The sequence below is a fragment of the Nocardia sp. NPDC051787 genome (assembly GCF_040681325.1).
GTDB lineage: Bacteria > Actinomycetota > Actinomycetes > Mycobacteriales > Mycobacteriaceae > Nocardia.
The window spans coordinates 1-24839 of record NZ_JBFAYO010000014.1; the positions used below are offsets into that span (position 1 = coordinate 1).

At 69.6% G+C, this 24839-nt stretch carries 22 protein-coding genes; 19 read left to right on the plus strand and 3 right to left on the minus strand.

Annotated elements, in window-relative coordinates; all coding sequences use genetic code 11:
- Positions 1-879 precede the first annotated feature (879 nt).
- The 6 genes from AB0M45_RS16640 (at position 880) to recN (ending at position 7118) form a co-directional block, all read left to right on the plus strand.
- Positions 880-1836, plus strand: coding sequence for a hypothetical protein (locus AB0M45_RS16640; RefSeq protein WP_364329056.1), 957 nt, complete (start codon positions 880-882; stop codon positions 1834-1836).
- 531 nt (positions 1837-2367) lie between these two features.
- Positions 2368-3258 (plus strand): HAD-IIA family hydrolase, encoded by an 891-nt coding sequence (locus tag AB0M45_RS16645; RefSeq protein WP_364329059.1) that lies wholly within the window; start codon positions 2368-2370, stop codon positions 3256-3258.
- Between the two features lie 13 nt (positions 3259-3271).
- The gene (locus tag AB0M45_RS16650) at positions 3272-3577 is read left to right on the plus strand and encodes a hypothetical protein (protein WP_364329062.1); all 306 of its coding nucleotides are present in this window, start codon (positions 3272-3274) and stop codon (positions 3575-3577) included.
- Between the two features lies 1 nt (position 3578).
- Positions 3579-4400: a TlyA family RNA methyltransferase gene (locus AB0M45_RS16655; RefSeq protein WP_364329065.1), complete on the plus strand. Its 822-nt coding sequence runs from the start codon at positions 3579-3581 to the stop codon at positions 4398-4400.
- Positions 4397-5356, plus strand: a complete 960-nt coding sequence (locus AB0M45_RS16660; RefSeq protein WP_364329068.1) for an NAD kinase — start codon at positions 4397-4399, stop codon at positions 5354-5356. The genes AB0M45_RS16655 and AB0M45_RS16660 overlap by 4 nt, the downstream gene beginning before the upstream one ends.
- On the plus strand, positions 5334-7118 hold the full coding sequence (gene recN / locus AB0M45_RS16665) for a DNA repair protein RecN (protein WP_364329071.1): 1785 nt from the start codon (positions 5334-5336) through the stop codon (positions 7116-7118). Before AB0M45_RS16660 ends, recN begins: the two co-directional genes overlap by 23 nt.
- A gap of 3 nt (positions 7119-7121) precedes the next feature.
- On the opposite strand, the gene AB0M45_RS16670 is transcribed toward recN, so the two are convergent.
- Positions 7122-7541: an SRPBCC family protein gene (locus AB0M45_RS16670; protein WP_364329074.1), complete on the minus strand. Its 420-nt coding sequence runs from the start codon at positions 7539-7541 to the stop codon at positions 7122-7124.
- A 239-nt stretch (positions 7542-7780) separates the two neighbouring features.
- On the opposite strand from AB0M45_RS16670, the gene steA reads away from it, so the two are divergent.
- From steA to AB0M45_RS16735, 13 genes are all read left to right on the plus strand, one after another.
- Entirely contained in the window at positions 7781-8992 is a 1212-nt protein-coding gene (steA, locus tag AB0M45_RS16675) for a putative cytokinetic ring protein SteA (RefSeq protein ID WP_364329077.1), read from the plus strand.
- Positions 8993-9005: 13 nt separating this feature from the next.
- Positions 9006-9950, plus strand: coding sequence for a copper transporter (locus tag AB0M45_RS16680; protein WP_364329080.1), 945 nt, complete (start codon positions 9006-9008; stop codon positions 9948-9950).
- Between the two features lie 242 nt (positions 9951-10192).
- The gene (locus AB0M45_RS16685; RefSeq protein WP_364329083.1) at positions 10193-11914 is read left to right on the plus strand and encodes a CTP synthase; all 1722 of its coding nucleotides are present in this window, start codon (positions 10193-10195) and stop codon (positions 11912-11914) included.
- 75 nt (positions 11915-11989) lie between these two features.
- Positions 11990-12667, plus strand: coding sequence for an NUDIX hydrolase (locus tag AB0M45_RS16690; protein ID WP_364329086.1), 678 nt, complete (start codon positions 11990-11992; stop codon positions 12665-12667).
- A gap of 6 nt (positions 12668-12673) precedes the next feature.
- Positions 12674-13627, plus strand: coding sequence for a site-specific tyrosine recombinase XerD (gene xerD / locus AB0M45_RS16695; RefSeq protein WP_364329089.1), 954 nt, complete (start codon positions 12674-12676; stop codon positions 13625-13627).
- A 278-nt stretch (positions 13628-13905) separates the two neighbouring features.
- Positions 13906-14370 (plus strand): cupin domain-containing protein, encoded by a 465-nt coding sequence (locus tag AB0M45_RS16700; RefSeq protein ID WP_364329092.1) that lies wholly within the window; start codon positions 13906-13908, stop codon positions 14368-14370.
- A gap of 161 nt (positions 14371-14531) precedes the next feature.
- Positions 14532-15506, plus strand: a complete 975-nt coding sequence (locus tag AB0M45_RS16705) for a ParA family protein (protein WP_364329095.1) — start codon at positions 14532-14534, stop codon at positions 15504-15506.
- 710 nt (positions 15507-16216) lie between these two features.
- Positions 16217-17080 (plus strand): segregation/condensation protein A, encoded by an 864-nt coding sequence (locus tag AB0M45_RS16710; RefSeq protein WP_364329530.1) that lies wholly within the window; start codon positions 16217-16219, stop codon positions 17078-17080.
- 13 nt (positions 17081-17093) lie between these two features.
- Positions 17094-17750 (plus strand): SMC-Scp complex subunit ScpB, encoded by a 657-nt coding sequence (gene scpB, locus AB0M45_RS16715; RefSeq protein WP_364329098.1) that lies wholly within the window; start codon positions 17094-17096, stop codon positions 17748-17750.
- Positions 17751-17759: 9 nt separating this feature from the next.
- Entirely contained in the window at positions 17760-18833 is a 1074-nt protein-coding gene (locus AB0M45_RS16720; RefSeq protein ID WP_364329101.1) for a pseudouridine synthase, read from the plus strand.
- Positions 18834-18868: 35 nt separating this feature from the next.
- Positions 18869-19576, plus strand: a complete 708-nt coding sequence (gene cmk / locus AB0M45_RS16725) for a (d)CMP kinase (protein ID WP_364329533.1) — start codon at positions 18869-18871, stop codon at positions 19574-19576.
- Positions 19573-20991 carry a ribosome biogenesis GTPase Der gene (gene der, locus AB0M45_RS16730; protein WP_364329104.1) on the plus strand — a complete coding sequence of 473 codons (1419 nt, stop codon included), beginning with the start codon at positions 19573-19575 and terminating at the stop codon, positions 20989-20991. The genes cmk and der overlap by 4 nt, the downstream gene beginning before the upstream one ends.
- Positions 20992-21352: 361 nt before the next feature.
- Positions 21353-22111 carry an acyl-ACP thioesterase domain-containing protein gene (locus tag AB0M45_RS16735; RefSeq protein ID WP_364329107.1) on the plus strand — a complete coding sequence of 253 codons (759 nt, stop codon included), beginning with the start codon at positions 21353-21355 and terminating at the stop codon, positions 22109-22111.
- A gap of 2 nt (positions 22112-22113) precedes the next feature.
- On the opposite strand, the gene AB0M45_RS16740 is transcribed toward AB0M45_RS16735, so the two are convergent.
- A complete protein-coding gene (locus tag AB0M45_RS16740) occupies positions 22114-23562 on the minus strand; it encodes a mannitol dehydrogenase family protein (RefSeq protein WP_364329536.1) in 1449 nt (482 codons plus the stop codon).
- A gap of 88 nt (positions 23563-23650) precedes the next feature.
- The gene (locus AB0M45_RS16745) at positions 23651-24679 is read right to left on the minus strand and encodes an NAD(P)/FAD-dependent oxidoreductase (RefSeq protein WP_364329109.1); all 1029 of its coding nucleotides are present in this window, start codon (positions 24677-24679) and stop codon (positions 23651-23653) included.
- Positions 24680-24839 lie beyond the last annotated feature (160 nt).

Genomic DNA, 24839 nt, shown 5'->3' on the forward strand with positions numbered 1-24839 from the left:
CCATTCCGAACCCGGAAGCTAAGCCTGCCAGCGCCGATGGTACTGCACTCGACAGGGTGTGGGAGAGTAGGACACCGCCGGAACATCCTTCACGATAGGGGACCCAGAATCTGGGTCCCCTATCGGCGTTTGAGCACCGGGTAGTGCTCGGACGGAAATTGCCGTGCCCGGGTCCCACAGCGGGTACGTGATTGAATTTGTGGGTCCAACAGATTTTCACGCGAAATCCAGAAAGGGAGCACCGTGCCGGAACAAAACGACGATCGGAAGCCCTTCCGGCGTGGCGCTCCCGACTCCGGGTCCGGTCGGCGAGGCGATAGCGATGATGCGAGCCGACGGGGCGGTGGATTCAAGCGGCGGGCCGATTCCGGTGACCGCGGCAGCTTCACACGAGGAGGAGAGTCGGGCGGCTACGGTCGGCGCGACGATTCCTCCGACCGTGGTGGTTCCCAGCGACGCGACACCTCGGGCGGGTTCGACCGCCGGGGTGAGGGTGAGCGCGGCCGCCATGACCAGCGCGGCAGCTCGTCCGGTGGATTCCGGCGCCAGGGGCCCGGTGACCGTGGTGGTGAGGGCGGCACCTACCGCCGCGGAGACGATGGGCCGAGGCGAGGCGGATTCGAGCGCCGCGACGATTCCGGTGCGCGGGGCGGCTTCACCGGCCGCGGCGGGTCAGGAGATCGTGGTGGCTTCAAACGTTCCGAGGACTCCGGAGAACGTGGCGGCTTCAAACGCCGGAGCGATGCCGGTGACCGGCGCGATGAGTCCCGCGGCGGCTTCCGCTCGGGTGAAAAGTCGAGTCCTCGTGGTGATTCCGATCGAGGTGAGGCTCGGGGCGGATTCCGGCGTCGCCGCGACGAAACCGGCGACCGGAGCGATGTGCGCCGCGGCGAGCCCGGTGGAGGCGGACGGTTCGGACGCCGTGGTGGCTCCGACGAGTCCGGCGATGCCGGGCGGCGTGGCGAGTCGGGCTTCCGGCGTCGGGATGACGCGGATGATCGGCGCCGCCCGAGTACGGATCGGGGTGCCGATGCGCGCCGTAGCGGGACGGATCGTGACGACTGGGCATCGCGCGGCGAGGGGTCACAGGACCGTCGTCGTGGCGGCGAAGGGGCCCATGTCGGCGGCGGCCGGTCGTTCGACCGGCGTCCCCCGCGTCCGGAGGAACCCGATCTGCCGGACGACGTTCAGGCGACCGATCTCGATCCGGCCGTCCGGCGTGACCTGCTCAGCCTGGACAAAGGCAATGCCGAGACGGTCGCACGCCATCTCGTGATGGCAGTACGGCTCGTCGACGACGAGCCGGGTCTGGCTCTCGCGCACGCCCGGGCGGCCCGGCAGCGTGCCGGTCGGATCGCGGTGGTTCGCGAGACCGCGGGGGTCGTGGCCTACCACGCCGGTGAATGGGCGGAGGCTTTGTCGGAGTTGCGGACGGCCCGCCGGATGTCCGGTGGTTCCGGCCTGCTGGCCGTGATGGCCGACTGTGAACGCGGTCTCGGCCGACCGGAACGCGCGATCGAACTCGGCCGCAGCGAGGAGGGGCGTGCCCTGCGCGGAGACGAGGCAACTGAACTGCGGATCGTCGTCGCTGGCGCACGGATGGATCTGGGCCAGTACGACCAAGCGGTCGTAACGTTGCAGACCTCGGACCTCGACCCGTCCCGCACCGGTTCGGCCGCGGCCCGCCTCTTCTACGCCTACGCCGACGCCCTGGTCGCCGCGGGACGGACGGATGAGGGACTCACCTGGTTCCTCAACGCCGCATCGGCCGACCTGGACGGCGAAACCGACGCGGAAGAGCGCGCCGCCGAACTCACCGGCGACATCGATCTCTGACCGGCGATCCGGGCAGCACGCCCGATCGCAGCGAGCATCGGTTCGCGTTGGCTGGTTGCGGCACCGCCGTGCTCGCGGCTGCGAACGTTGGTGGCGACGGCGATGCCGTCTCGAGGATCGAGTCGGCTCCGCTGCGTCGCGCGATTTCCGCGGTCCAGACCGTAGCGGTGTGCACGGTCGCGGCGGCCATCGGACGGATCCGGCAGTGGGCCGGCTGAATGGGACGGTGCGACGGCCCGGATTCGCCGCAGCTGGCATCGCGCAGGGGGTGACTCCGGCGATGAGGCTCGAGTTGGGCTGGCGTCAGCGAGGGTTGTGGCGCCAGCCCGGTGCCGCCCTCCGTGTGGTGTATGTGGATTGCGTGATGGCGCTGGGTATCCGGCTTGGCGAGTGGCTGACGCCACGTCATTCCGGTCGGCCGTCTGGCGTAATGTTCGAGTGTCTCGGACTCGCCGAGCGGCTGTGCTGCTGGAGAGCCCGGCGGAATGCGAGTCGGCACAGCGCCGATCGGTGACACGGAGTGAGAGTGGTGTGAAGCGACTACGGGATCGCTACCGAGCCCTGCTGCTGGATCTGGACGGCACGCTGTATCGCGGGCACGAGGTGATCGAGGGCGCGCCGGACGCGTTGACCGCGAGCGGGGACGCGGCCCAGCGGCTGGTGTACGTCACGAACAATGCCAGCCGGGGACCGGCGATAGTGGCCGCGCATTTGGCCGAACTCGGCTTCCCCGCGTCCGCCGATGACGTGGTGACCAGCGCCCAAGCGGCCGCCCGGCTGCTGGCCGAGCGACTCGACCCCGGCGCACCGGTGCTGGTCGTCGGTACCGACGATCTGGCCGCCGAGGTGGACGCCGTCGGGCTGCGCTCGATCCGGCGTTTCGACGGCGCCGCGCCGGCCGCGGTGGTACAAGGCCATTCACCCCATACCGCATGGCCGGACCTGGCCGAGGCCGCCTATGCGTTGCGTGCGGACGCGCTGTGGGTCGCGGCGAACACCGACAAGACATTGCCGAACGAACGTGGCCTCGCGCCCGGCAACGGTGCGATGGTCGCCGCGCTGCGGGCCGCGTCCGACCGGGAGCCGCTCGTGGCGGGCAAGCCGTACCCGCCCCTGCTGGAGGACGCGCTCATCCGGGCGGACTCCCGCAGCGCACTGGTGGTCGGCGATCGCCTCGACACCGACATCGAAGGCGCAAACCGTGTCGGCCTCGACGCGCTGCTGGTGCTGACCGGCGTCAGCACCCTGGACGAGCTGCGCGAGGCACCGGACGAGCGGACCCCTACCTATGTCTCCGACTCGCTGGACGCTCTCAACCACGCACCTATCGACCTCGACCCGGATACCGACCTCGGTGCGGTCCTTCGGCGTAACCCGGGACGAGCTGTGACGGTCCGCGCGTCCGGTTCGGAAATCCGATAGCGTTGACGCCACGATGACTACACCTACGCCCCGTCCGAACGTTCCCGGAACGCCCGCTGGTGGGCATGGTCCCAGGCCCGGGGTCCCATTGCCCGGTCAGCATCCGGGTGCGCAAGGGCGCCCGGAGCCGGCCGACCCGGATCGGATCCGCGACGAGGTGGACAGTCTGCTCGCCGAGCTCGAGCGACCCGGCTCGAGCGGGGCGGCGCCCGCTACCGACAGCGCCGAAGCCGGAGTCGATATCACCCGGCGCGCTCGCATCCTGGAGCAGGCACATGACGTGCTCGTACAGGCACTGGCCACGGTGGACAAGATCTGAGGTGGCCAGACGCACGCGGGTGGACGCGGAACTGGTTCGCCGCGGATTGGCCCGATCGCGAGAGCACGCGGTCGAGCTGATCGGTGCGGGCCGCGTCCTGATAGCCGGAACGGTCGCGGTGAAGGCGGCGACCGCCGTCGAGGCGGGCACGCCGCTGCTGGTGCGCGAGGAACCCGACGAGGTCTCCTGGGCCTCACGCGGGGCCCACAAGCTGCTCGGCGCGCTGGAGCGGTTCGAGCCGGAGGGGTTGTCCGTCACGGGCAAGCGCTGCCTGGACGCGGGCGCGTCCACCGGTGGTTTCACCGACGTGCTGCTCAGCCGGGAGGCGCGGGAGGTGGTCGCGGTCGACGTCGGCTACGGGCAGCTGGTCTGGCGCCTACGCAACGACGAGCGCGTGCGGATCCTCGATCGCACCAACGTGCGCAACCTGACACCCGAAACAATCGGCGGCACGGTCGAACTGGTGGTGGGGGATCTGTCCTTCATCTCGCTGGGCTTGGTGCTGCCCGCGCTGGCGGCCTGCACGGCGCCGGACGCCGACCTGCTGCCGATGGTGAAGCCGCAGTTCGAGGTCGGCAAGGAGCGCGTCGGCTCCGGCGGCGTCGTGCGCGATCCGGAGCTGCGTGCCGAAGCGGTGTGCGCGGTCGCGGCCTCCGCCGCGGCCCTCGGCCTGCGTACCGTCGGCGTTGTGGCGAGCCCGCTACCAGGTCCGTCCGGCAATGTCGAATACTTCTTGTGGCTGCGCAACGACGGGCAGTGGGAATACGACCGCGAGCTGGTGGCGGCGCTGGTCGAGCGTGCGGTTGAGGAGGGTCCACAGTGAACGCGCCGGCCAAGCCCTGCGGCCGGGAGATCTTGCTGGTGTCCCATCCGGGGCGGGCGGAAATCATCGAGACCGCCCACCGGGTGGCGAAGATCTTCGCGGAGGCGGGCATCTGCCTGCGCGTGCTCGCCGACGAGGCGGACAGCACCCGATTCGAGGCCGAGCCGGGTGGCTATCCGGTGCGCGTGGTCGAGCACGGCCCGGAAGCGGCGGTGGGCTGCGAGATGGTGCTCGTGCTCGGCGGCGACGGAACCTTCCTGCGCGCCGCCGAGCTGGCGCGTCCCGCGGCGGTGCCGGTGCTCGGGATCAATTTGGGGCGCATCGGTTTTCTGACCGAGGCCGAGGCCGAGCACTTGGACGAGGCGCTTGCCCAAGTGGTCCGGCGCGATTACCGGATCGAGCATCGGATGACCATCGACCTCACCGTCCGGGTCGACGACGAAGCGGTCGAGAGCGGCTGGGCGCTGAACGAGGCGAGCATCGAAAACGCCTCCCGCATGGGTGTGCTGGAAGTGGTGCTCGAAGTGGACGGACGGCCGGTGTCGGCGTTCGGCTGCGACGGCATTCTGATCGCCACGCCGACCGGATCGACGGCGTACGCCTTCTCCGCGGGCGGCCCGGTGGTGTGGCCGGAACTCGAAGCGCTGCTGGTCATCCCGAGCAACGCCCACGCCCTGTTCGCGCGGCCGCTGGTGACCAGCCCGGATTCGCGGATCGCGGTCGAATCGGTGGCCACCGGACACGATGCGATAGTTTTCCTGGACGGCAGGCGCACGCTCGCACTGCCCAGCGGCGGCCGAGTGGAGGCGGTTCGCGGCGCCGAGCCGGTGCGCTGGGTGCGGCTGGACTCCGCACCGTTCGCCGACCGGATGGTGCGCAAGTTCCAATTGCCCGTGACAGGCTGGCGTGGCCGACGGCGAACGGAGAGCACACGTGCTGACAGAGATCAGGATTGACGGCCTTGGCGTCATTTCCACGGCGACCGCGCAGTTCCATGCCGGACTGACCTGCCTGACCGGCGAGACCGGCGCGGGTAAGACCATGGTGGTGACCAGCCTGCATCTGCTCAGCGGCGCGCGCGCGGACGCGGGCCGGGTCCGGCTCGGCGCGTCCCGTGCCGTGGTGGAGGGCCGATTCACCGTCGAGGACGTCAACGAAGCCGCCAAGGCCGAAGTCACGCGAGTGCTGGAATCGGCCGCGGCCGAGCAGGACGACGACGGCAGCATCATCGCGATCCGGACGGTCGGCAGTGACGGACGTTCCCGTGCGCATCTGGGCGGGCGCGGCGTGCCCGCCTCGGTGCTGGCCGATTTCACCGCGCCCCTGCTCACCGTGCACGGCCAGAACGATCAGCTGCGTTTGCAACGCCCCGACCAGCAGTTGTCCGCGCTGGACCAGTTCGCCGCCGACGCGGTGGGGCCGCTGCTGCGGAAGTACCAGGCGCAGCGCCGATCGTGGCTCGACGCGCGCGCCGAACTGCTCGAACGCACCGCGCGCAGTAGGGAGTTGGCGCTCGAGGCCGAACGGCTCGAGCACTCTTTGCGCGAAATCGACAGTATCGCACCCGAATCCGGCGAGGATGTGCGCATCGTCGACGAGGTCCGCAGGCTCAGCGATCTGGACTCGTTGCGCGAGGCGGCGGCGACCGCACACGACGCGCTGGCCGGACCGGCCGACACGCCCGAAGATGGCTCCGGCGCATTGGAATCGCTCGGCGCCGCACGCGCCCGCATCGAAGCGGCCGAGGACCCCGCGCTGGCCGCCCTCGCACCGCGCCTGGCCGACGCCATCGCGGTGGTGGTGGACGTGACCACCGAGCTGAGCGGTTATCTCTCGGATCTGCCTTCCGATCCGGGCGCGCTGGATTCGCTACTCACCCGGCAGGCCGAGCTGAAGACGCTGACCCGCAAGTACGCACCCGATATCGACGGCGTGCTGGCCTGGGCGGAGGACGCGCGCGCGCGGCTGGGCTCACTCGACGTCTCCGAGGAAGCGCTGGCCAAGCTGGCCGCCGAGGTGGATACCGCCGCCGGGCGGGTGCGCGAGACGGCGACGAAGCTGAGCGCGGCGCGGACCAAAGCGGCGGGCAAGCTGGCGGCGGCGGTGAGCGCCGAGCTGGGTGGTCTCGCGATGGGTAAAGCGCGTCTCGAGGTCGACGTGCGACCGCTGCCCGCGGGACCACAGGACTCGGCGCCGCTCACCGTCGACGGGCAGGAATTGCATGCCGGTCCGGCGGGTATCGACGAGGTCGAGTTCCGTCTGTCCGCGCATTCGGGCGCGCAGTCGCTGCCGTTGAGCAAGAGCGCTTCCGGCGGTGAGCTGTCCCGGGTGATGCTGGCGCTCGAGGTGGTGCTGGCCAGCTCCGATCATGGCGCGACGATGGTGTTCGACGAGGTCGACGCGGGTGTCGGCGGCCGGGCCGCGGTCGAGATCGGTCGCAGGCTGGCCCGGCTGGCGCGGACTCACCAGGTCATCGTGGTGACTCACCTGCCGCAGGTCGCGGCGTTCGCCGATACCCATCTGGTGGTCGACAAGTCCGACGACGGGAAGGGCGCCGTCAACAGCGGTGTTCGCGCGCTGACCAACGATGAGCGGGTCATCGAGCTGGCCCGCATGCTGGCCGGGCTCGACGACACCGAGACCGGCCGGGCGCACGCGGAAGAACTGCTGGCGACGGCGCGCGCGGAGAAATCCGGCGCCGCGGCGGTGACGCGCTGACGATCAGCGCACCGCTTTCCGCGCGCCCTTCATGAACACGCCGATCAGGTTCTTCAAGCCGAGCTCCACCACCTTGGCGGGCACGGGAAGCATGGGGTCGGATTCCATCGTGTAGGAGACCAGGGTGCCGTTGTCGGCGTCGGCGAAGGTGACGATGCCGACGTGCCGCTTCACCGGCGCGCCCTTGACGATCTTGTACTCCATCCGCTCACCGGGCACCAGCTTGGTGATCTCCTCGGTGACGCCGACCGGGCCGACCCCGATCAGGTGCTGGGCGCCGACGCCTTCGCGTTCGGTCAGGCCGGGCTTGGTCAGCTTGACCTGGACCGGCAGATAGGGGCTGATGCTCTCGCGGTCGGCGAAGAGCCGGTACACGATCTCACGTGGGGCGGCAATGACGGCGTCGACGGTGGTGCTGGCCATGGTTCTCCTCTTCGAGTTACCTGTGACGGGCAGCATATAGGTACTCCATCCGCCGCTCGGTGATCGTGTTGTCCGCGTCACAAATGGTGCCGATGTCGTCGGGGCTGCCTGCGGAGCTCGGAAATACTGGCCGGGGTCGGCTGTGGCCGAGTCTCGAACTGTCCGAGCGGGAGTAGCTGCTCATTCGCTGCTCGGCGCGCCTCCACCAATGGTTGAGGGTTTGCCGCCATCATCGGCGCATGAAAATGCTGGCGCTGTTGTCGAGGAACACCGAAACGCTGCCGGGGCTTACCGGGACAGCCCGGGTGGATCGCAACACCCGCCGACTGCTCGGGCGCGTCGGCCCGGGTGACATCGTCGTGCTCGACGAGATGGACCTCGACCGGATGACCGCCGACCGGTTGGTCGAGGCCCGTGTGGGCGCGGTGATCAACACCTCGCCCTCCATTTCGGGCCGCTATCCCAACTTGGGCCCGGAAGCACTGGTGGCCAATGGAATCCTGCTGCTGGACACGGTGAGTTCGGATGCGTTCAGCAAGATCAAGGACGGCGTGCGGGTCCGGATCGATGAGGGTGTCGTCTACGCCGACAAGCTGATCAAGAAGGAGCCGGAGGTCCTCGTCGAGGGCATCGAGCTCACCGAGTCCGCCATCGCGGAGCGGATGATCGAGGCGCGCAACGGTCTGGCCGATCACCTCGAGGCGTTCGCCGGCAACACCATCGAATTCATCCGCACGGAGAGCGCGCTGCTCATCGACGGCTTCGGTGTGCCGGAACTGGATCTGGTGCTGAAGCAGCGGCACGTGGTCGTCGTCGCCGACGGACCGGACCACGCCGAGGACCTGCAGCGGCTCAAGCCGTTCATCAAGGAATACGCCCCGATCCTGATCGGCGTCGGCCGTGGCGCGGACACGCTCCGGAGGCGGGGCTACCGCCCCGACATCATCGTCGGCGACCCGGACGAGATCACCTCCGCGACCATGAAATGCGGCGCCGAGGTGATCCTGCCCGCCGACACCGACGGCCACGCGAAGGGACTCGACCGCATCCAGGATCTCGGCATCGGCGCGACGACCTTCCCTTCGTCGGGTTCCGCCGCCGATCTGGCGCTGCTGCTGGCCGACCATCACGGTGCGGCGCTGATCGTCGTCGCGGGCGCTGCGGCCTCGCTCGACGACTTCTTCGATCGCGGCCGCCGCCACAGCAACCCGGCCACGTTCCTCACCCGGCTCAAGGTCGGGACCAAGCTGGTGGATGCGAAGGCCGTCGCCACGCTGTACCGCAACCGGGTGTCCGGGGTCGCCGTCGCGCTGGTGGTGCTCGCCGCGCTGGTCGCGGTGATCGTCGTGCTGCTGGCCTCCAACCGCGGCGCGGACGTCATGGACTGGGCCGTCGACAACTGGAACCGCGTCGCCCTCTGGGCGCAGGCGCGCACCGGTTCGTGGGAATAGCCGAGGGAGGACGATGATTACGATGCGCCAGCACGCCACCTCGATCGCCGCGATCTTTCTGGCGCTCGCCATCGGCGTGGTGCTCGGCTCGCAGACGCTCGCCGCCGATCTGCTGTCCGGCTTGCGGGCGGACAAGACCGATCTGCGCCAGCAGGTCGATACCCTCACCGATCAGAACCGGTGGCTCGCGGATCAGGTCATGGCCGCCGATCGGTTCATCGCCGGGTCGTCCGGGCGCATTCTCGGTGGCGCCCTCGCCGACCGCGGCGTCGTTGTGTTCACGACACCCGACGCCGATCCCGGTGACGTCGACGCGGTGACGAAAGCGCTGGAGACCTCCGGCGCGGCCGTGACCGGCCGGATCGCGTTCACCGACGCTTTCGTCGACGCGACCGAGGGCGACCGGATGCGCACCGCCCTCACCAACGTGATCCCGGCGGGGGCGCAGCTGCGGACCGGCGCGGTCGACCAGGGGAGCATGGCCGGTGATTTGCTCGGCCTGGTGCTGCTGCTCGACCCGGCCAACGGGCAACCCCGGAGCACTCCGCAAGAGCTCGGGCTGGTGCTGGAGACTTTGCGCGGCGGCGGCTTCCTCGCCTACGGCGATACGCCGGTCCGTCCGGCACAGCTCGCCGTGGTGGTCACCGGAAACGGCGTCGACGCGGCCCGGGACAGCATGGGCGCGAATACCGCTCGGTTCGCGGGCGCCCTGCGTGGCCGCGGTTCCGGCGTGGTGCTGGCCGGTCGCGCCGGCGCCGCCGAGGGAGAGGGGCCGATCGCCGTCGTCCGCACCGACGCCGCGCTCGCCGCCCAGGTCAGCACGGTCGACAACCTCGAAAAGGACCTCGGTCGCGTCACCACGGTTCTGGCGCTCGGCGAACAACTCAACGGCGGCGCGGGCCGCTACGGCACCGGTGCCGCAGCGACGTCGCTCACCCTGGCCGCTCTGCCAGGTTGAGCGGTCGATCGATGCGCCGTCGCGTCGGGGATGCACGTCTTCGGCGGTTTGGAGCTGCACAGTCGGCTTCCGCTTCGGTGAGTCGCTTCATCGGCACCGCAGCGTGGCGATGCGGCTGGCGACCGTGCCGCGACCCGTTTCACAGTCGGGATGTCTGTGCTCTGAAATACAGCCCGGCGATCGGTGGGCAAACGGGCGTGGCATTCGAACGGACGGGCGGATTCGTGTTACCGTGAAGACCCGTGGGTCAAACACGGATTCAGGCGCGAACGGCCACGAAGCACATCTTCGTCAGCGGTGGTGTCGCCTCCTCATTGGGTAAAGGTCTTACCGCCTCCAGCCTCGGGCAGCTGCTGACGGCGCGTGGGCTGCGCGTCACGATGCAGAAACTCGACCCGTACTTGAACGTCGATCCCGGCACCATGAACCCCTTCCAGCACGGCGAAGTGTTCGTGACCGAGGACGGCGCGGAGACCGATCTGGACGTCGGCCACTACGAGCGTTTCCTCGACCGGGACCTGTCCCGGGACGCGAATGTGACCACCGGGCAAATCTATTCGTCGGTCATCGCCAAGGAGCGCCGCGGCGAGTACCTGGGTGACACGGTGCAGGTGATCCCGCACATCACCGACGAGATCAAGAACCGCATCCTCGCGATGCGCGGCCCGGATCTGCAAGGGCAGACGCCGGACGTGGTGATCACCGAGATCGGCGGCACCGTCGGCGACATCGAGTCGCAGCCGTTCCTCGAGGCCGCCCGCCAGATCCGCCACGACGTCGGCCGGGACAACGTCTTCTTCCTGCACGTGTCGCTGGTGCCCTACCTCGCCCCCTCCGGCGAGCTGAAGACCAAGCCGACCCAGCACTCGGTGGCCGCGCTGCGCAACATCGGTATCCAGCCCGACGCGCTGATCCTGCGCTGCGACCGGGAGGTCCCGCAGGCGCTGAAGAGCAAGATCGCGCTGATGTGCGACGTCGAGGTCGACGCCTGCATCTCCACCCCGGACGCCCCGTCGATCTACGACATTCCGCGCGTGCTGCACCGCGAGGGCCTGGACGCCTACGTGGTGCGCAGGCTCGGCCTGCCGTTCCGCGACGTGGACTGGACCGTGTGGGGCGACCTGCTCGAGCGGGTGCACTCACCGCGCGAGACGGTCGAGGTCGCGCTGGTCGGCAAGTACGTCGACCTGCCCGACGCGTATCTCTCGGTCACCGAGGCGCTGCGCGCGGGCGGGTTCGCCTCACGCGCCAAGGTGAACATCCACTGGGTGCCCTCCGACGCGTGCGAGACCCCGGCGGGCGCGCAGCAGGCGCTGCGCGACGTCGACGCCGTGCTGATTCCCGGCGGATTCGGCATCCGCGGCATCGAGGGCAAGGTCGGCGCGATCCACTACGCGCGCACCCGCGGCATTCCGCTGCTCGGTCTGTGCCTTGGTCTGCAGTGCATGGTGATCGAGGCCGCCCGCTCGGTCGGTCTGGCCGAGGCCAACTCGGCCGAATTCGAGCCCGACACGCCGCATCCCGTCATCTCCACGATGGCCGACCAGGAACAGGCCGTGGCCGGTGAGGCCGATCTCGGCGGCACCATGCGCCTCGGCGCCTATCCCGCGACGCTGGCGAAGGGCTCGGTCGTCGCCCGGGCATACGGCAGCGAGCGCGTCTCGGAGCGGCACCGTCATCGTTACGAGGTGAACAACGCCTACCGGGACAAGATCGCCGAGAGCGGTTTGACGTTCAGCGGCACCTCGCCGGACGGACATCTGGTCGAGTTCGTCGAGCTGCCCGCCGACGTGCACCCGTTCTTCGTCGCCACCCAGGCGCACCCAGAACTGAAGAGCCGTCCGACCCGGCCGCACCCGCTGTTCGCGGCGCTGATCTCGGCGGCGCTGAAATACAAGGCGGCCGAACGGCTTCCGGTCGACATCCCCGACGACGAACTCGCAGGTGCGACGGAAAAGGCGTAGTCGCATGAGGGGCGGGCCCGCGCGCGGCGGTCCTCGTCACCGGGGAGTGTCCGCTCCTGCCGATAAGGTCGGGGCATGACCGACGACCGGGCCACGCTCACCGGAGGCGCTGCCGAACCGGGCAGCCACGAATTCGAGATCGTATCCAGCCGGACCGTCTACAGCGGCGCCATCTTGGCGTTGCGGCTCGACCAGGTGTCGATGCCGGGCGGTCGGGTCGTCGAGCGCGAGGTGGTCGAGCATCACGGCGCCGTCGCCGTCGCCGCGATCGATGGCGACGACAACGTGGTGCTGATCAACCAGTACCGCCACCCGATCGGGGCGCGGCTGCTCGAGCTGCCCGCGGGTCTGCTCGACGTGCCCGGCGAGGACCCGCTGCTCGCCGCGCAGCGGGAACTGGCCGAGGAGGCCGGGCTGGCCGCGCGGGAGTGGTCGGTGCTGGTGGATGTGATGCTCTCGCCCGGTTTCACCGACGAGGCATTGCGGGTGTACCTGGCACGGGACCTGTACGAGACCGACCGGCCCGAGCCGGAGCTGGAGGAAGCCGATCTCGAAGTGGTCCGGATACCGGTCGACGCGGCCGTGCGGGCGGCGCTGGCGGGGGAGATCGTCAACGCCACCGCCGTCGCGGGCGTGCTCGCGCTGGCGGCCGCGCGGGTCGGCGGCGCGGAGCTGCGTCCGCCGGACGCGCCGTGGTCCGGGCAGCCCACCGCCCTTCTTCGCCGCCAAGCGGCGCGGAAGTCCGAAGACTGAGCGGTCGTGCTCGCCCGCGAACTCGACGCCTACCTCGACCACCTCGCCGTCGAGCGCGGTCTCGCGCCGAACACTCTCGCCGCGTATCGGCGCGATCTCGGCCGCTACCTCGACTTCCTGAGCGGGCGCGGGATCGGCTCGCTCGGCCAGGTCGGCGAGTCCGACGTCGCCGAGTTCACCGTCACGTTGCGCTCGGGGGGCGGCGGGCACCCGGCGCTGGCGGCCAGCTCGGCGGCACGCGCGTTGATCGCGGTGCGCGGATGGCATCGCTTCGCCGCGGCGGAGGGGCTGACCGGCACCGATGTCGCACACGCTGTCAAGCCGCCCACGCCGGGCCGCAGGCTGCCCAAAGCGCTGCCCTACGACCAGGTACTGAAGTTGCTGGAGGCCGCGGGTGGTGGATCCGCGGACAAGCCGGACGCCGCGGCGGGCGCCGACGGGGGACCGCGCGGCCTGCGTGACCGGGCCCTGCTGGAAATGCTCTACTCCACCGGCGCCCGGATCTCCGAAATGGTCGGGTTGGACGTCGACGATCTGGACACCGAGGAACGGGCGGTGGTGCTGCGCGGCAAGGGCGGCAAGCAGCGCGTGGTGCCGATCGGGCGGCCCGCCCTCGCCGCCGTGGACGCCTACCTGGTGCGGGGGCGGCCGATGCTCGCCTCGCACGGGAAAGGAAACGCCGGAGCGCTGTTCTTGAACGCGCGCGGCGCCCGCCTGTCCCGGCAGAGCGCGTGGCAGGTGTTGCAGACCGCCGCCGAACGCGCGGGAATCGCGGCGGCGGTGTCGCCGCACACGCTGCGCCACTCCTTCGCCACCCACCTGCTCGACGGTGGAGCCGACGTCCGCGTCGTGCAAGAGTTGCTCGGTCACGCGTCCGTGACGACGACCCAGGTCTACACGCTGGTCACGGTCACCACGCTGCGCGAGGTCTGGGCTACCGCCCATCCCCGAGCCCGCTGAGCCTTCGGGCGCAGTCTTCCCGGGTTCCGGGCGCGTTCGGCGGCCAAATCGTGGTGTATTCGAACCCGCCGGGCCGGCGCAGGATCCCGACGATGCGATGACGAATCCCTATGGAGTCAGGGCTATTTCGGCTGGTCGGCGGATGCATCTGCGAACGCGGTAGGGGGCAGTACGATGCGCGGAACAAACAGGACCGCGGTCCGGTTGTTCGGTGGACGGAGTCCGCGGCGCTGCGGACGGCCGCGGCGGGAATCGGCGCACAACGCGAGGTGAGTTGCATGGCAAGGTCTTTCATCGTCCACGAAGCCGACGTCGAAGCGGTGACGCTGCCCGGCGGCGGGTCGTTCCGGCTGCTCGAGGACAGCGAGAAGTCCGAGGGGCTGTTCGGCGCCAATCGGCTGACCCTCGCCGCGGGAGCGGACGGCACTCGGCCGCATCACCACACCGAATCGACCGAGATCTTCTACATCTTGGACGGGACGATGGACTTTCTCGTCGATGGCGAACTGAGCAAGGTGAGCAAAGGCGGCCTGGTGGTGATCCCGCCGAATGTCGTGCACGCCTTCGGCGCCGACGCGGGCGGGCCCGCGGAGTTTCTGGCCGTCCTCACACCGGGTATCGTCCGCTTCGAGTATTTCCGGCAACTCGGCCGGATCGCACGCGGGGAGGCGGACTGGGACAGCATGAACGACTTGCACGACCGGTTCGACGTGCATTTCGACGGCGGCCCGCAATGGCGCTGACCAGCGCGGGGCGAACACGCCGCGCGCAGGCGCGGCACTCGAGTGCCGTCAAGCGGTAGCGTCTATCGAGAGCTGGGCCGTACGAAAGCGAGGTCGGGCACTGATCGGCCTCGCTACGCTCGGCGAGGCAACCGGCAGGAACGTATAAGGAGCAGCGGATCGTGACGACAGCCGGCGCGGCAGAGCCGCCGATGGGTGCTGGGGCGGAGCCGCTCAAGGGCCCGCGACCGGGTCCGTACTCGGACGCCGCGGCGGAAACGCTGTGGGGCACCGGGGCAGAGCCGGTCCCGGACGACGCGACGCTCGGCCCGACGGGCCGTCCGTTGCGGCTGGTCCCGGACCCGCCGCCGGTGGGGCAGCACGGCGACGCCCTGATCGTCGCCATGTGCAACCAGAAGGGCGGAGTAGGCAAGACGACCTCCACCATCAACCTCGGTGCCGCGCTGGCCGAATACGGCCGCCGGGTGCTGTTGGTCGACCTGGACCCGCAGGGCGCGCTGTCGGCGGGTCTCGGCGTGGCCCACCACACTCTCGACCAGACCGTGCACAACCTGCTCATAGGTTCCAACGTGTCCATCGACGACGTGCTGATGCAGACCCGCGTCCAGAACATGGACCTGCTGCCGAGCAACATCGATCTGTCCGCCGCGGAGATCCAGCTCGTCAACGAGGTGGGCAGGGAGCAGTCGCTCGGCCGCGCGCTGGCACCGGTGCGCAACCGCTACGACTACATCCTCATCGACTGCCAGCCCTCGCTCGGCCTGCTCACGGTCAACGCCCTGGCCTGCTCGGACGGCGTGATCATTCCGATGGAATGCGAGTATTTCTCGCTACGCGGGCTCGCGCTGCTCAACGACACCGTGGAGAAAGTGCGGGACCGGCTGAACCCGCGGCTGAGCCTGTACGGAATAGTGGTCACCATGTTCGACGCTCGACTGCTGCACTCCCGCCAGGTCATGGCGCGAGTGGTCGAGGTATTCGGTGACCTGGTCTACGACACCGCGATCGCGCGCACCGTCCGTTTCCCGGACGCCAGCGTCGCGGGCGAGCCCATCACCACGTGGGCGCCGAAATCCAGTGGTGCCGAAGCATACCGGTCGATGGCTCGGGAAGTCATCCACCGGTCGGGCCGGTGATCGGCCGCTCCGGCCCCTCGTCTGCGTCCACCGACAACTCATCCGGCCAGGGGTCTGCAGCACCCCCGCCCGCCGACCGTGCGCGCGCTGCCGATACCCCGGACGCCGCCGAAGAATCCACGCACCAGCCACTCGCTGGTTCCGGTAACTCGCCTGCGCTCGGAAACGCGGCCGCCGCGTATATCGCCGCGGGCCGGGGCGCGGCGGCGCAACGCCCGAATCCGGCCGTGGTCGGGGGTATCCCCGGCGCTCCCACGGACGACTCCTCTGTGACCTCACCCGCAGTGCACACCGAGTCGGCCGGGCCGGACATCCCAGCGGACCAAGGCAATCCGTCCGCCGCGCCGGAGGAACCCGCGGTTTCGGCGAGTGCCACGCCGGAGAATCTGCGGCAGGAGGCCGATTCGCCCGAGACACCGGTTGGTCCTGCACCGGGTGGTCCGCCTCAGGCGGCCGACACACCCACGGTTGCGCCGGGGAATCACCCGCAGGCGGCCGAGGACCCCACGTCGGGTGATCCGGCGCAGGAGGCTGACCATGGTAGAGCTCGGGCGAGTGCCGGGCCGAGCGGTCCAGGGCAAGCTGACGAGCGCGAGGTTCCGGCGACCGGCGTGCCGGGTGTGCGGCAAGCGGTCGATTCGCCCGAGACCACGCCCGGTGTCGCGCCGGAGGATGGACAGCAAGCGGCGGACCGAGCCGAGGTTCCGGAGATTGCCCCGCCGGGCGACTCCCCTCCGGAAGACACAGCGCAGCCGTCCGCATTCCGCTTGCGCCTGAGCAACTTCGAGGGTCCTTTCGACCTGCTGCTCACCCTGATCAGCTCGCGCAAGCTGGACGTCACCGAGGTGGCGCTGCACAAGGTCACCGACGAGTTCATCGCCTACACCAAGGCGCTGACCGCGAACGCGGCTCGGCAGAACACGTTGCGCGCGGACAAGATTCTGGACCAGACCACCGAGTTCCTGGTCGTCGCCGCCACGCTGCTGGATCTCAAGGCGGCACGCCTGCTGCCGTCCGGGGAGATGACCGACGCCGAAGATCTCGAACTGCTGGAGGCGCGCGACCTGCTGTTCGCCCGGCTGCTGCAGTACCGCGCGTTCAAGCAGGTCGCCGAGTTGCTCGGCGAGCTGGAGGCCGCGGCGCTGCGCCGCTACCCCCGCGCGGTCGGCTTGGAGGAGCGTTACGCCGACCTGCTGCCCGAGGTTACGCTGGGTGTCGGGGCGGCGGAGTTCGCCGCGATCGCCGCGGCGGCCTTCCGGCCCCGCCCGGTGCCGAAGGTCGGGCTCGACCACTTGCACACGCACGCGATCTCGGTGGCCGAGCAGGCGGCGCTGGTGCTGGAACGGCTCAAACAGCGCGGTGCGGGTGCGTGGACCTCGTTCGGCGAGCTGGTCGCCGATTGCGAAGTCCCCGTCCAGATCGTTGCCCGCTTCCTGGCGCTGCTCGAGCTGTATCGCGGCAAGACGATCGAGTTCGACCAGCCGGATCCGCTCGGTCCCTTGTCGGTGAGCTGGATCGGCGACGACGCGGCGGAACAGGCGGACGTCGTGACTATCGAGGAGGATTACGGGTGAGCGAGGCGCAGTCGTGAACGAGGCGGTGACGGATCTCACTCCGGAACCACTCGAGGACGCCGAATTCCGCTCGGCGCTGGAGGCGATGCTGCTCGTCGTCGACGCTCCCGCCCCGGTGGACCAGCTGGCGGCCGCGCTGGGCGATATCGCGGAGCGGGTGGAGAGCACCTTGCGTGCGATGTCGGCCGAACTGACCGCACGGTCCAGCGGCATCGATCTGCGTTTCGTGGGTGACGGTTGGCGCTTCTATACTCGCAGCGAGTACGCGCCGTATGTGGAGCGGATGCTGCTCGACGGCTCCCGATCGAAACTGACCCGGGCGGCGTTGGAAACACTGGCGGTGGTGGCATACCGTCAGCCGGTGACCAGGACCAGGGTCAGCGCGGTACGCGGCGTGAACGTCGACGGGGTGATGCGCACGCTGCTGGCCAGGGGACTGATCGCCGAGGCAGGCGTCGACCCGGAGACCAACGGGACGCTGTACTGCACGACCGAGCTGTTCCTGGAACGGATCGGGCTCCCGTCGCTGAGCGACCTGCCGCCGCTGGCGCCCCTGCTTCCGGGCGTCGACCTGATCGATGAGATCAACGAGAGCCTGGAGACGGACCCCCGTTACACCAGATTGAAGAAACCCGCCGAGGCCGACTTGGACCTCGGCACCGAAGAGTGACAGGACACGATGAATACGCCCGCTCGCCGAGATGGCACACCGGATCGTAGGAAACGCGGCGCACAGCCCGAACGGGGCGCGAGCCGCAGCACGAACTCACGCGACGCGCGTACGGCGCAACGGGGGAGCACCGCCCGCGGTGCCCAGCAGGGGGGCACGGGCCGCGGTGCGACGCAGCGCGCGGCCGCGGCGGCCCCGAACCCGCGGCACGCGAACCAGGGTGGCAAGAAGAAGCCGAAGCCGCAACGGCAGGCCGCGCAGCCGCCGCTGCTGAGCAACGCCAAGCCCGCGCGCCACCAGAACGTGGCGCCGGCCGAATCCGGAGGGCACACCAAACTGCCGTGGGGGGAAGGCGAGCGGCTGCAGAAGGTCCTCGCCAAGGCGGGCGTCGCCTCGCGTCGTGCCGCCGAGGAGATGATCGCGCAGGGCCGCGTCGAAGTCGACGGCATGATCGTGCGCGAACAGGGGCTGCGCATCGACCCACAGCACGCGGTGGTGCGCGTCGACGGCACCCGCGTGGTGGTGCGTGAGGAACTGGTGCACGTCGCGCTGAACAAGCCCAAGGGCTGGCAGTCCACCATGTCCGACGATCTGGGCCGTCCTTGCGTCGGCGACATCGTGGCCGAGCGGATCGCCGCCGGTCAGCGCCTCTTCCACGTCGGAAGGCTCGATGCCGATACCGAGGGCCTGTTGCTGTTGACCAATGACGGCGACCTCGCGCACCGGCTCATGCACCCCTCCTTCGAGGTCTCCAAGACCTACCTGGCGACAGTGCACGGTGAGGTCAACAACCGCGCGGTCGGCAAGCGGCTGAGGGAGGGCGTCGAGCTGGAGGACGGCTCCGCCAAGGTGGACCGTTTCCAGGTGCTGGAACTGGGTGAGGGACGTTCCCTGGTCAAGATCGTGTTGCACGAAGGGCGGAAACACATCGTGCGCCGCCTGCTGGACGCGGTCGGCCACCCGGTCATCCGGCTGGTGCGCACGAATATCGGTCCGGTCGCATTGGGCGACCAACGGCCCGGCACACTGCGCGTGCTCGGCCGCGATGAAATCGGCAAACTCTACGAGGCGGTGTCGTTGTGAACGGTCTGGAGATCCCGGTGCAGGCGCCGGCGCGGATGTCCGGTACGAGCCCGCTGGTGATCGCCATGGATGGGCCGTCGGGCACCGGGAAGTCGAGCGTTTCGCGGCGCCTGGCCACCCGGCTCGGCGCGCAGTACCTCGACACCGGCGCCATGTACCGTGCGGCGACGTTGCGCGTGCTGCGCGCGGGCATCGAACTCACCGACACCGCGGCCATCGCCGCCGCGGTCAAGGAGCTGCCGCTGTCCATCGGCACCGAGCCCAGCCGCGAGGTGATCGAGCTCGACGGCGAGGACGTCGCGTCGGAGATTCGTGGCGACGCCGTCACCAAGGCCGTTTCGGCGGTCTCCGCGGTGCCCGAGGTGCGCGAGCTGCTGGTCGCGATGCAGCGCGACATCACGGCGGTCGCGCGCCGGATCGTGGTGGAGGGCCGCGACATCGGCACCGTCGTGCTGCCGAGCGCGGATGCCAAGATCTACCTGACCGCCTCCGCGGAGGCGCGGGCGCACCGGCGCAACCAGCAGAACATCGCCGAGGGCCGGGGCGACGACTACGCGGGCGTGCTCGCCGACGTGCAGCGCCGCGACACCCTCGACTCCACCCGCAAGGTGTCCCCGCTGCGCCCCGCCGCGGACGCGGTGCTGGTCGACACCAGCGAGCTGTCCATGGACGAGGTCATCGACGAGCTGTATCGCGTTGTCGCACAGCAGCTTTCGGCGCTCCCGGCCGGAGGTGACCGGTGAACGGTGACGTGCTGGCCGGTGACGGCGTCTGGAGCGACGAAGCCGACTGGGAGCTGACCGATCTCGAGGGCGAGTTCGAGGATCAGGCGCACGTCGCGATGCCGACGCTCGCGGTGGTCGGCCGCCCGAACGTGGGCAAGTCGACGCTGGTGAACCGGATTCTGGGCCGCCGCGAGGCGGTCGTGGAGGACATTCCCGGGGTGACCCGCGATCGCGTGTCCTATGAGGCGAACTGGGCGGGTCGCCGCTTCCTGGTCCAGGACACCGGCGGCTGGGAGCCCGACGCGAAAGGGCTGCAGCAAGCGGTGGCCAGGCAGGCCGAACTGGCCATGCAGACCGCCGACGCGATCCTGCTCGTGGTCGACGCCGTGGTCGGTGCCACCGCCACCGACGAAGCGGCGGTGAAGAAGCTGCGCCGCTCCTCGGTCCCGGTCATCCTGGTCGCCAACAAGGTCGACGACGAGCGGGTGGAAGCCGAGGCGGCGGCGCTGTGGTCGCTCGGTCTCGGCGAGCCGCGCATGGTCAGCGCCGCGCACGGCCGCGGCACCGGTGACCTGCTCGACGACGTGCTCCAGGTGCTCCCGGAGACTCCGCGCGAGGGAACCGGCGGCACCGGTCCACGCCGCGTCGCTCTGGTCGGCAAGCCCAACGTGGGCAAATCGAGCCTGCTGAACAAGCTGTCCGGTGACGAGCGCTCGGTGGTGCACGATGTCGCGGGCACCACGGTCGACCCGGTCGACTCGCTCGTCGAATTGGGCGGGAAAGTCTGGAAGTTCGTCGACACCGCCGGGTTGCGCCGCAAGGTCGCCAACGCCAGCGGCACCGAGTTCTACGCGTCGCTGCGCACCAAGTCCGCGCTGGAGGCCTCGGAGGTGGCGATCATGCTGATCGACGCCGCGCAGCCGATCACCGAGCAGGACCTGCGGGTGATCAGCATGGTCGCCGATTCGGGGCGCGCGCTGGTGCTGGCGTTCAACAAGTGGGATCTGGTCGATGAGGACCGTCGCCTGCAGTTGGAGCGTGAGGTCGACCGTGACCTGGTCCGGGTGCCGTGGGCGCAGCGGGTGAACATCTCCGCGCATACCGGCCGTGCGGTGCAGAAGCTGGTACCGGCCATGGAAACCGCGCTCGAGTCCTGGGACAAGCGCATTCCGACGGGCAGGCTGAACACCTGGCTGAAAGACGTGATCGCCGCGACCCCGCCGCCGATGCGGGGCGGCCGGTTGCCCCGGGTGCTGTTCGCGACCCAGGCGACTACCCGGCCGCCCACGTTCGTGCTGTTCACCACCGGCTTCCTGGAAGCGGGCTACCGTCGCTTCCTGGAGCGCAGACTGCGCGAGGAATTCGGCTTCGCCGGTTCGCCGGTCCGCATCTCCGTGCGGGTGCGCGAGAAGCGGGATCGTTCCAAGAAGTAGCCCCTTCGACGACGACCGAGGCGATGAGGTGCGGGAGTCCCGGCGCGGGGCTTGCCGCACCTATCGTCGGGTGCTCGGTGCCGGCCCGCTCGATGATGGCGGAACCCAGGTCGGCGCGTGTGTGCAGGACGACGAGCGCTTGTGCGTCGTCGTGGATCTCGCCGCGCCACCGGGCTCGCCGCGGTGAGGTCGGCGGACAGCTGCGATCACGCAGTGGTCGACCCGGTGGCGAATGTTCAGCGATCGTAAATGAACCACTGAGCGGCGGATTTATCTGGCATGGATCTGCGTATTTGTTTCGTGTGTGTTATGTGACGTAGTTGCTGACGTGCCGGTAGCAAATATCTGGCATCATCCGGTCATGGTCATTCCCAGCGTCCTGCCGGAGAGCCGAGCTCACGTGCCCGTGTTCGAGACGGGATGGCCGGTGCGCCTCGCCGACACCGGAAGCGACCAGCGCCTGCGGCTGGACGGCGTCGCACGGTATCTGCAGGACATCGGCTACGACCACCTCGAGGTCCTCGACGACGGTGACATCCATCGCCTGTGGGTGGTCCGCAGAACGGTGATCGACGCGATCAAACCCATCGAGTTCGGCGAGTGGGTCACGCTGCGGCGCTGGCCCTCGGCGACCTCCACCCGCTGGTGCAACATGCGCGTGCAGATCTGCGGTAGCGGTGGTGGCCTGGTGGAGACCGAAGGGTTCCTGATCCACTTCGGCACCGAATCCGGTGTCCCGGCCCGGATGAGCGACCGCTTCCTGGCGCCCATGCTGGCCTGTACGACCGAACACCGGCTCCGGTGGAAGGCGGAACTGACCGACTCGATGCCGCAGGCCGGCGAACCCGGTGTGCGGATCCGTCCGTTCCCGTTGCGCGTCACCGACATAGACCTGCTCGATCACGTGAACAACGCGGTCTACCTGACCGCGCTCGAGGAAGTTCTCGCCGATCACGCCGAACTGAAGTCCAACCCGCACCGAGTGGTGATCGAGTACGGAAAGCCGGTACGGTCCGGCGAGGATCTCCGGCTCGTCTCCCGCCGCGCCGGCTCGCGTCTCGACGTCTGGTTCGCCGTCGGCGCGGACTCGCGCGCGGTCGCCCGCGTCACGCCGCGGTGATGCTAATGCGCCAAGGCCTCGACCGTGGCGTGGGCGCCTTTGGTGTGCAGTGAATGCAACGCTGCCAGGTATGCGGTCACGAACCGAGGCCGGTCGATCAGATCGCCGAATACCGAACGCTCGCCGAGGAAGGCGGTTGGCTGCTCGCGCTCCCGCCGCGCGAGCGGAATCAGCTGGTCGCGGAGGCGGTCCACGACCTCGATCGGCGCACCCTGCTCGTCCATGCCCTCGGCATAGCGCGCCCAACTCGCGACGACCGCGGCCGCGCAGTCGATCTCGCCGCCGGAGGCGAGCTGCGCCCGGATCACCGGTAGCAGCCACTTCGGGATGCGGTCGGAGGATTCCGCGCACAGCCGGGCGATGGTGTCGCCGATCGCGGGGTTGGCGAACCGCTCGAGCAGCGTCCGCTTGTAGCGATCCAGGTCGACGCCGGGCACCGCGCGCAGCGTCGGCGTAGCCTCGGCGTCCATGTAGCGCAGCAGGAATCGCCGGATGGCCGGGTCCTGCGCGGCCTCGTGGACCAGCCGATAGCCGCTCAGATGGCCGAAGTAGCACAGCGCCTGGTGGCTCGCGTTGAGCAGCCGCAGTTTCATCAGCTCATAGGGCGTGACATCGTCGACGAGCTGGACGCCGACGTCGCCGAAGGCGGGGCGGCCGAGTCCGAACGAATCCTCCAGCACCCACTGCGCGAACGGTTCGGTCAGGACCGGCCAGCGGTCGGTGATTCCGTAGCGTCGCTCGATCTCGCCGGTCGCGGCCTGCGGCGTCACCGGAGTTATCCGGTCCACCATCGAATTCGGGAAACGCACCCGTTCGGCCACCCAGGTTCCGAGTCCGGGATCGCGCAGCGCGGCGAACGCGCCGAACATCCGGCGCGCTACGTGCCCATTGCCCTCGATATTGTCGCACGAGAGCACGGTGAACGGCGCGATACCGCGCGACCTTCGCCGCACCAGAGCCTCGGTGACCAGCCCGAACACTGTGGCGGGCGGCGTGTTGCCTGCGAGATCGGCACGCACGCCGGGATCGTCGGCGTCGAACTCCCCGGTGTCGGCGGCGACGCGGTAGCCACCCTCGGTGATGGTGAGCGAGACTATCCGGGTGGCCGGATCGGCGAGCTTTTCCACCACGGCCTCGGGATCGTCCGGCGCGTACCGGTACTCGACGATCGAACCGATGACCCGCGTGGCCCAGGTGCCGTCCGGCGCGACCGTCGACAGCGTGTACAAGCCGTCCTGCGCCGCGAGGACGTCGCGCATTCGACGATCGCCGGGTAGCACGCCGACCCCGCAGATGCCCCAGTCGTGCGCAAGGCCGCGTTCGAGCAGTCGGTCGACATACATCGCCTGATGTGCGCGATGGAATCCGCCGACGCCGAAATGCACTATGCCGGTGGTGATCCGGGATCGATCGTAGGTGGGTGTCGAAACGCGTCCGCTGCACTCCGGCATCGTCGCCGCCCGCAAGGGCGTCGCCGAATCCGCTGGCATCCCGCACCTCCCGGTGTTGTGTAGCTCACATACTAGGGCAGGAGGCCGGTCAATTCGGTGGCGTCGGCAGCAGCGAGTCCAGACCGTGCCGCCGGGTGCCGAGCACCCGCTGCGAGTTCGCCCGCTCGATGTCCGCGGAGAATCCTGTCGCGCGCCACCGATCGACGGCCTGCTGCGTGTCCTCCTCGATGAGATCGGCGTTGATCGCCGCACCGGCCGTCACGCCACTGGCGGCGGCCTGCACCACCCCGGCGGCGATGTCGGTGGCATTGCCCGCGACCCGGACTCCCGGAACCGAGGTGCGTCCGCCGGCGTCCGCGGCGACGTATGTGCCCGATCCCGAAGGGTGCTCGGCTGTTTCGACGCCGAGACCGAGCAGGAGGGTGTCGCGGGCCACCAGTCGCGGCGCGATCGCCAGCGCGGCGATCGGTACCAGACGGCCGGAGTCCAGCCGCGCACCGGCGAGGCGATCGTCCACGATCTCGAGAGCGCTGACCACGCCGTCCACGACGGCGATGCCGCGGGCCGCGAGCCGCTCGGCCTGCTCGGCGCTCGGCGGAGGCGAGGAGTGCCGCAGCAGCGTCACCTGCGTGCTCCACTGCCGGAACAGCAACGCGTGGTGCACCGAGCCGAGTACCCCGATCGGCCGGTCGCGGATCTCCCAGCCGTGGCAGTAGGGGCAGTGCACCACGTCGCGGCCCCACCGTTCCCGCACACCGGTGATCGGCGGCAGCTCGTCCACCAGGCCGCTTGCCACGAGCAACCGGCGACCGCGAAACGATCCGCGATCGGTGTCCACCACGAAGCCATTCGGCGTCCGTCGCGCGGATTCGGCGCGCCCGTAGACGATCCGCCCGCCGTACTGCTCCACCTCGCGTGCACCGACCGCCACCAGCTCGGTAGGTGGCATGCCGTCGCGCGTCAGCCATCCGTGCACACCCGCGGCGGGACCGTTGCGCGGCTCGCGGGCGTCGACCACGACCACCGAGCGGCGCGCCCGCGCCAGGGTCAGTGCCGCCGACAACCCGGCCGCTCCGCCACCGATAACCACTACGTCGACCTGCGTTTCATCAGCCATGCCCTACGGTGCCGTGGAAGTAACGAGTTCGGCAAATATCATTGCTACTTTGGCAACCCACCCCCGACGTCCCCGGCATCACCGCCCGTCGCATCAGCGGTCACGTCCGGGTCGGTGGTCTCGGCGGCCGTGGCGCACTGCCCGCCGGAAAGGCGCGGAC